General features: G+C 72.1%; 5 protein-coding genes. 1 reads left to right on the top strand and 4 read right to left on the bottom strand.

Annotation, left to right across the window (positions count from 1 at the left end; all coding sequences use genetic code 11):
* The 4 genes from JWP65_RS02160 to hemC all read right to left on the bottom strand — a co-directional run.
* Positions 1 to 605, bottom strand: a 605-nt coding sequence (locus tag JWP65_RS02160; RefSeq protein ID WP_299759904.1) for a heme biosynthesis HemY N-terminal domain-containing protein, incomplete at its 3' end; no start/stop codon positions are given.
* Positions 606 to 618: 13 nt separating this feature from the next.
* Complete coding sequence (locus tag JWP65_RS02155) at positions 619 to 1698, bottom strand: uroporphyrinogen-III C-methyltransferase (protein WP_299759902.1); 1080 nt, start codon at positions 1696 to 1698, stop codon at positions 619 to 621.
* Positions 1695 to 2456, bottom strand: coding sequence for a uroporphyrinogen-III synthase (locus JWP65_RS02150; RefSeq protein WP_299759900.1), 762 nt, complete (start codon positions 2454 to 2456; stop codon positions 1695 to 1697). The genes JWP65_RS02155 and JWP65_RS02150 overlap by 4 nt, the downstream gene beginning before the upstream one ends.
* Before the next feature lie 5 nt (positions 2457 to 2461).
* Positions 2462 to 3364, bottom strand: a complete 903-nt coding sequence (hemC, locus tag JWP65_RS02145) for a hydroxymethylbilane synthase (protein ID WP_299759898.1) — start codon at positions 3362 to 3364, stop codon at positions 2462 to 2464.
* Positions 3365 to 3458: 94 nt separating this feature from the next.
* Between hemC and ppc the strand changes: the two genes are divergently transcribed.
* Positions 3459 to 5826, top strand: a 2368-nt coding sequence (gene ppc / locus JWP65_RS02140) for a phosphoenolpyruvate carboxylase (protein ID WP_299759896.1), incomplete at its 3' end; no start/stop codon positions are given.

Here is a 5826-nt window from a genome sequence, read left to right as displayed (position 1 = left end):
GCGCCCTGCGGCAGCCCCTGCAGCCACTGCATGGCCGCCTCGGGGTCGCGGTCGTCCAGCGACCAGCGGGCCGCGCGCAGCAAGGCACCTTCGCGCGTCTCGTGGGCGTCGCGGCCGCTGGCATGCTCCAGCGCCCGCTGCAGGTGCGTCTCGCGGCCGGGGCGGTCCTGCAGCGCCTGCGCGCTCTCGGCGGCCAGCAGGTGCGCGATCGCCCGCAGCTGCGAGGCATTGGCCGGCTGGTGGCTGGAGGCGGTCAGTGACGCCTCCTGCAGCAGCACCGCCTCGGCCGACTTGCGCGCGCGGATGAAGCGGCCGGCCAGCATGTGCGACAGCGCATCCAGCAGCGAGGCATGCATGGCGCGTTCCTTTTGCTGCGTGCGCCAGCGCAAGGCCTGGCGCGGCAGGTCGAACAGCGCGGCCAGCGCGCCGAAGGCGGCATGCAGGAACAGAAAGGCGCCCAGCAGCAGCAGCAGCACCAGGTTGAGCGACAGGTCGATCCGGTACGGCGGCCAGAACAGGGCCACCGAGCCCTGGTTGTTGCCGGCGAACAGGGCCCCGGCAACGGCCACGCCAAACAACGCCAGCAGCCAGAGGGCGGCACGCATCTGCGGGCGCTCCCTACTTCCCGGCCGCGGCGGTGGCGAGCGCGGCCAGCGTCTCGTCCACCCGCGGCAGTTCCGCCGAGCGCACCTGGGCCTGCACCTGCTGCAGCTGCGCCATCGCCGCCTGGGTGCGGCGCGAGCCCTGGTCGAAGTACTTGTGCAGCGCGGCCCCGGCCTCGATCACGTCGGCCCGGGCCGCGTCGTTCTGTCGCGCCAGCAGCGACAGCCGCGCATTGAGCAGTTTCAGTTTGAGGTTCTCGCGCAGGAAGAAGCCCTGCTCCGGCGCCACCAGCACGGCCTCCGGGTCTTCGATGCGGCTGACCCGCACCAGCGCGCGTGCTTCGGCGGCGACGGCGTCGCGCCAGCGTTCCCACCACAGTGCGGCGGCCGACGAGGGCGGCCGGCGGGGCAAGTCGTTGACCGACGCGCCCGGCGCCGCATTCGCCAGCGGCAGATCGTCGACCTGCCGCACCAGTTCATCGAGCCGCGCCAGCACGCCGGGCACGTCGGTCACGGCAGCGGCGCGGATGCGCGTCATGTCACGCACCACCGCCGCATGCAGCCGCGCCAGTCGCGGCTGGCCGGCCCGCGCCAGCCGCTGCTCCGCGCTGCGCAGGGCGGCCAGCAGCGGCTCGGCGCTGCCGGTCAGCTGGGTTTGCTGCTGCGCCAGCCGCAAGGCCGATTCGATGTCCACCACCAGGTTCTCGTCGCGCGAGCGCGACAGGCTCTGCATCAGCTCCTCGATCTGCGAGCGCTGCATGGCGACCTCGGTCAGGCGCGACTCCAGCACGGCCTGGCGGGCCGAGGCGTCGCGCGCGATGTCCTGGGCCTGGCGCGCCAGCGCCCGCGCCTCCACGGCGGCGGCGCCGCTGTCAGCGCTCTGGCGCGCCAGCTGCTCCTGGATGGTGCCGAGCTTTTGCCACAGCATGGCGCTCCACAGCAGCGAACCGCCGGCCAGCGACACCAGCAGCAGCAGCGTGGCGCGCGACACCGTCACCGTGCGGGCCGGATCGGGCAGCGGGCCCAGCGGCACCGGTGACGTCGCCGGCAGCGTCGGCTGCGGCTCGGGCGGTGGCGTCGGGGGCAAGGCACTCATCGGGTCGATTCTATCGACGCGATCACGTCCGCGAAGCCGGGCCGGCATTCGCGCACGTCGCCAAAGCCCAGCGCGCGCACGGCCTGCGCGATGCGCGGGTGGGTGGCGATCGCCTTGGCCCGCTCCCACGCCGTGTCCGGCGCCAGCAGCCGCAGGTTGCCGGCGGCTTGCGAACTGCTGAACAGCCACACGCTGCCGGCGCCGGCGGCGTGCGCGGCGAGCTGCCGTTGCCCCGGCGTCCAGGCGGGAACGCCCCGGGAGTAGGCGCTGACCACGTCGACCCGCACGCCGGCCGCGGCCAGCATTCCGGCGAGCCATTCGCGGCCCTGGCTGCGGCCGGTTTCGTCGGCGCCGCGCACCAGCAGCAGGCGATCCCCCGCGCGCAACTGGCCGGCCACCACCTTCCACAGGTTTTCGGAATCGAACTGGGCGGCATCGGCCGCCGACGCGGCGATGGCTGCCGCAGGCAGCCCCTGCTCGCGCAACGCCTCGGCGGTTCCCGGGCCCGGAGCCCAGGCCCGCGTGTTGGCCGGCCAGGCCAGCGGGCCGGGCCCGAAGAAGCCCTGCACGGCATTGGCGCTGACGAACATGACGCCAGCGTGATCGGCCACGGTGTCGCGCGCCAGGCACAAGGCCTCGGCATCGGGCGCCGGGCCGATCGCCAGCAGCGGCAGGGCCTGCGCCGGGATGCCGCGGGCACGCAATTGCTCCACCCAGCGCTGCCCGTCCCGCGCCGGCCGGGTGATGACGACCGGCATCGCGCTCAGTGGGCGCCGCCCGCCCGCAGGCGGGACGCCACCACGGTGCCGAGGGCCGCCGCCTGATGCAGCTCGCCCACCACCTCGGCGCAGCGGGCACGCACCAGCGGCGCCGGCTGTTCCGGGTCGCCCCAGGCCGCTTCCAGCTGCAGGTACTCGCCGTCGAAGCGGGCATGGGCCGCCAGCGGCATGGAGCAGCTGCCGCCCATGGCCCGGCTGACCGCGCGTTCGGCGGCGACGCACAGCCAGGTGGCGTGGTGTTCCAGCGGGGCCAGCGCGGCGATCACGTCGTCGCGCCCGCTGCGCACCTCGATGCCGAGCGCGCCCTGGCCGGCGGCCGGCAGCATCTCGACCGGCTCGAACACCTGCGCGATGCGCTGGCCCAGGCCCAGGCGCTTCAAGCCAGCGGCGGCCAGCACGATGGCGTCGTAGTTGCCTTCATCGAGCTTGCGCAGCCGCGTGTCGAGGTTGCCGCGCAGCGGCTCGATCCGCAGGTCTGGCCGCAACGCGCGCACCAGCACCACGCGGCGCAGGCTCGAGGTGCCGACCACGGCACCGTGGGGCAGGTCGGCCAGCGTGGCGAAGCGGTTGGAGACGAAGGCGTCGCGCGGATCCTCGCGCTCCATCACGCAAGCCAGCGTGAAGCCGTCGGGCAGCTCCATGGGGACGTCTTTGAGCGAGTGAACGGCCAAATCGGCCCGGCCCTCTTCCAGGGCCACTTCCAGCTCCTTGACGAACAGGCCCTTGCCGCCGACCTTGCTCAGCGAGCGATCGAGGATCTGGTCGCCGCGCGTGGTCATGCCCAGCAGCGTGACCTGGTGGCCGCGCTGCTCGAGCAGCGCCTTCACGTGCTCGGCCTGCCACAGGGCAAGCCGGCTCTCGCGCGTGGCTATCGTGAACTGGCTCAATCGTCACCTGCCTGTCATGCTCCGGGGGAGGTGGATGCTAGCATGGCCATTGCCGAAAATTTAAGCAACCCTGCCGCCGCCACAGGAGCCTTTCATGCCGCCAGCCCCGCCAGCGCCCGCGCGGCGCGCCAAGGACAACGAACGACCGCTGCTGGAGGACATCCGGCTGCTGGGCCGCATCCTGGGCGACGTGATCCGCGAGCAGGAAGGGGTGACGGTCTACGAGCTGGTCGAGCGCATCCGCAAGCTGTCGGTCGCCTTTCGGCGCGACACCGACCACGAAGCCGACCGGGCCTTGAAGAGCCTGCTCAAGTCGCTGTCGGGCGACCAGGCCGTGCGGGTGATCCGCGCCTTCACCTACTTCAGCCACCTGGCCAACCTGGCAGAGGACCGCCACCACATCCGGCGGCGGCAGGTGCACGAGCGCGCCGGCGACACCCAGGAAGGCAGCCTGGAGGTGGCGCTGGCGCGGCTGCGCTGGGCCGGCATCAACGCCCGCACCGTGTCGCAGACCCTGGCCCACGCCTACCTGTCGCCGGTGCTGACGGCGCACCCGACCGAGGTCCAGCGCAAGAGCATCCTCGACGCCGAACGCGACATCGCCCGCCTGCTGACCGAACGCGACGAGATCCGCGCCCGGGCACTGCCGCGCGACACCCTGGCGCCGCGCGAGCTGGCGGCCAACGAGGCGCACATGCGGGCCCGCGTGCAGCAGCTGTGGCAGACCCGGCTGCTGCGCTATTCCAAGCTGTCCGTCGCCGACGAGATCGAAACGGCGCTGAGCTATTACGAAGCCACCTTCCTGCGCGAGATCCCGAAGCTGTATGCGCAGCTGGAGCAGGAGCTCGGCCAGCACCCGGTGGCGAGCTTCCTGCGCATGGGCCAGTGGATCGGCGGCGACCGCGACGGCAACCCGAACGTCAGCGCCGAGACGCTGGAGTACGCGCTGCGCCGGCAATGCGAGGTGGCGCTGCGGCACTACCTCACCGAGCTGTTCTGGCTGGGCAGCGAGCTGTCGCTGTCGGCGATGCTGGTGCAGGTGACGCCGGCCATGAAGGCGCTGGCCGATGCCTCGCCCGACACCAACGAGCACCGGCTGGACGAGCCGTACCGGCGCGCGGTGACCGGCATGTATGCGCGGCTGGCCGCGACGCTGAAAGCCTACACCGGCGGCGATGCCGCCCGCCACGCCTTGCCACCGCAAAACCCCTACGGGCGGGCCGAAGACTTCCTGGCCGACCTGCGCACCATCCGCGACTCGCTGGTGGCCCACCACGGCGGCGCGATGGCGCAACAGCGCTTGCGCCCGCTGATCCGCGCGGTGGAAGTGTTCGGCTTTCACCTGGCCACCGTCGACTTGCGGCAGAACTCCGAGCAGCACGAGGAAGTGATCGCCGAGCTGCTCAAGGTGGCGCGGGTGGAGGCCGACTACGGCGCGCTGGCCGAGGACGGCAAGCGCGAAGTGCTGCTGCGGCTGCTGCGCGACGCCCGGCCCTTGCGCGTGATGGGCGCCGGCTACAGCGAGCATGCCGGCCAGGAACTGGCGATCTTCGAGATGGCGCAGCGCATGCGGGCGCGCTACGGCGGGCAGGCGATCAAGCACTACATCATCAGCCACACCGAGGAGGTGAGCGACCTGCTGGAGGTGCTGCTGCTGCAAAAGGAAGTGGGCCTGCTGCACGGCACGCTGGACCAGGGCGCCACGGCGGACCTGATCGTGGTGCCGCTGTTCGAGACCATCGCCGACCTGCGGCGGGCCGCGCCCATCATGCGCGAGTTCTACTCGTTGCCCGGCATCGCGCAGCTGGTGCAGCGCTCGGGCGCCGAGCAGGACATCATGCTGGGCTACAGCGACAGCAACAAGGACGGCGGCATCTTCACCAGCAACTGGGAGCTGTACCGCGCCGAGATCGCGCTGGTCGCCCTGTTCGAGCAGCTGGCCAATTCGCACGACATCCAGCTGCGCCTGTTCCATGGCCGCGGCGGCACGGTCGGCCGCGGCGGCGGTCCGAGCTACCAGGCGATCCTGGCGCAGCCTCCGGGCACGGTGCGCGGCCAGATCCGCCTGACCGAACAGGGCGAAGTGATCGCCTCCAAGTACGCCAACGCGGAGATCGGCCGCCGCAATCTCGAAACCCTGGTCGCCGCGACGCTGGAAGCGACCCTGCTGCAGCCGACCAAGCCGGCGCCCAAGGCCTTCCTGCAGGCCGCCGAAGTGCTGTCGCAAGCGAGCATGGCCGCCTACCGCAGGCTCGTGTACGAGACGCCCGGGTTCGTCGACTTCTTCTTCAGCGCCACGCCGATCCGCGAGATCGCCGAGCTGAACATCAGCTCGCGCCCGGCTTCCCGCAAGCCCTCGCAACGCATCGAGGATTTGCGCGCCGTGCCCTGGGGCTTCAGCTGGGGCCAGTGCCGCCTGACGCTGCCCGGCTGGTTCGGCTTCGGCTCCGCCGTGCAGGGCT

It is taken from the genome of Ramlibacter sp. (assembly GCF_028292805.1).
Lineage (GTDB): Bacteria > Pseudomonadota > Gammaproteobacteria > Burkholderiales > Burkholderiaceae_C > Ramlibacter.
Note: the sequence above shows the minus strand (reverse complement) of the source record. Positions and strands in the feature narration are given on the sequence as shown.

Coding starts and splice junctions, on each gene's coding strand:
- JWP65_RS02155 (WP_299759902.1), bottom strand. CDS start 1,698: ATGAGTGCCTTGCCCCCGACGCCACCGCCCGAGCCGCAGCCGACGCTG.
- JWP65_RS02150 (WP_299759900.1), bottom strand. CDS start 2,456: ATGCCGGTCGTCATCACCCGGCCGGCGCGGGACGGGCAGCGCTGGGTG.